2 protein-coding genes are annotated in these 2,341 nt (G+C 68.4%); both read left to right on the plus strand.

The genetic code is table 11. The annotated features are described in order from the left end of the window. Positions 1-94: 94 nt before the first annotated feature. Entirely contained in the window at positions 95-1,345 is a 1,251-nt protein-coding gene (locus tag AC3XYG_RS31810) for an efflux RND transporter periplasmic adaptor subunit (protein ID WP_489143896.1), read from the plus strand. Between the two features lie 13 nt (positions 1,346-1,358). After that, positions 1,359-2,341 (plus strand): efflux RND transporter permease subunit (locus tag AC3XYG_RS31815; protein WP_489143897.1); only part of this gene is annotated, 983 nt, incomplete at its 3' end.

The following is a 2,341-nucleotide window of genomic DNA, read 5'->3' on the forward strand; positions in this document are numbered from 1 at the left end:
GCGGGCAGAACGAGGGATTCCGAGTGATGGATGGGCCGCAGATCGTCGTCGACGACCAGGAAGATCGATCCTTCGCAAGGCGGCGGGGCGAGCCATGAATGAGATCAGCCGTCAGCCGCCCGAGGTGGAGGAGGCCATACGCTCTTCCATCGTCGCACGATCGCGGATCTGGCCCTGGGCCGTCGGCGTGGCCGTGATCGCCCTGGCCGGCGCGGCCTGGTTTGAATTCGGCCCTCGGGGCGCCGCCGCCCCGGCGGCCCAGGCCGCTGCCGCCCCGCTGGCGCCGGTGACCGTGAGCCGGCCGCTGGTACACGATGTCGACACCCGGATCGGCTTTCTCGGGCAGTTCTCGGCGGTCGACCGTGTCGAGCTGCGGGCTCAGGTCGGCGGCACCTTGGCCGAGATCCATTTCCAGGATGGGCAGATCGTCCACCAGGGCGATCTGCTGTTCGTGATCGACCCCACCCCCTATGAGATCCGGCTGGCTCAGGCAAATGCCCAGCTGGCGGCGGCACAATCGCAGCTGGCGCTCGCCAATGTGCAACTGTCCCGCGCCCAGACGCTGAAGCGCACCGACTACGGCACTGCCGAGAGCGTCGACCAGCGCACCTCCGACCAGCAATCCGCCCAGGCGGCGATCGACGCCGCCAAGGCCCAGATTCGCGACGCCCAGTTCGACGTCGACCACAGCCGCATCGTCGCGCCCTTTACGGGCCGCATCGGCGAACATCAGGTGTCGGTCGGCAGCCTGGTCGCCGGCAGCCGCTCCGCCAGCAGCCCGACGACGCTGCTGGCCACCCTGGTTTCGCTCGACCCGATCCATCTCGACTTCGACATGAGCGAGAGCGACTTCCTGACCTTCTCGCGCCAGCGCGCGGCCAGCCTGGGGGCACTGGCGGACAAGGTCGATATCAGCCTCAGCGACGAGACGAACTTCAAGCGGCAGGGCACGCTCGAATTCGTCGACAACGCGCTCGACCGGTCCAGTGGCACCATCCATGCCCGGGCGCTGGTGTCCAACCCGGACCTGTTCCTGACGCCGGGCCAGTTCGCGCGGCTTCGCCTGGCGGTCGCGCCGGCCGTGCCGACGGTCCTGGTGCCCGATGCGGCGGTCCTGCTCGACCAGTCGCAGCACATCGTGCTGACGGTCGCCGCCGACGGCACCGTCGTGCCCAAGCCAGTTGAAACAGGCGATCTGCGCGGTGGGCTGCGGGTGATCCGGTCCGGGCTGGCGCCAGAGGATCGCGTCATCATCGACGGGATCGTGCGGGCCGTCCCCGGCAGCAAGGTCGCGCCGACGGACGGCGCCATCACCTACAGCGCCGATTCCGACGGCCAGAGCTAGGAGGGGTGCCATCATGCGCCTCACGCATTTCTTCATCGACCGGCCGATCTTCGCGACCGTCCTCAGCACCTTCCTGACCCTGGTCGGCCTCGGCGCGCTCTTCATCCTGCCGATCGCGCAGTACCCGGAGATCGTGCCGCCGACCGTGCAGGTGACGACGACCTATCCGGGCGCGTCGGCCGAAACCGTCTCGCGCACCGTGGCGACGCCGCTCGAGCAGCAGATCAACGGCGTCGAGAACATGCTGTATCTCAGCAGCCAGTCGACCGGCGACGGCAAGCTGACGGTCACCGTGACGTTCCAGATCGGCACCGATCTGAACGTAGCGCAGATGCTGACGCAGAACCGCGTCCAGGATGCGCTGCCGCGGCTGCCCGACGACGTCCAGCGCCTGGGCGTGCAGGTGCGGAAGTCGACGCCGAACATCCTGCTGGCCGTCCACCTCTATTCACCGGACGACTCGCGCGACACGCTCTACATGTCGAATTACGCGACGCTGCATGTGAAGGACGCGCTGGCCCGGCTGCCGGGCGTCGGCGATGTGCAGTTCCAGGGCGCGCGCGAATACGCCATGCGGATCTGGCTCGACCCGGACAAGGTCGCCGCCCGGAACCTCGATGCCAGCGAGGTGCTGGCCGCCTTGCGGGCGCAGAACCTGCAGGTCTCCGCCGGCATCCTGAACCAGCCTCCGGTGCCGTCGAAGGAGGCGTACCAGATCAACGTCCAGACCCTGGGCCGCCTGTCCACGCCCGACCAGTTCGCCGACATCGTGGTGAAGTCCGACGATGCCGGGCGGGTGACGCGTGTCCGCGACATCGGCCGGGTCGAGATCGGCGCCGCGGATTACGGATCAACCAGCTACATGGATCGGGGCGCGGGCCTGCCGCTGCTGATCTTCGCGCAGCCCGGGGCGAATTCCCTGGCGGTGGAAAGCGAAGTGCTCGGCACCATGCAGACCCTGGCCAAGGACTTCCCGCCGGGCCTGGACTACAAGGT

The organism is Inquilinus sp., from assembly GCF_057815775.1.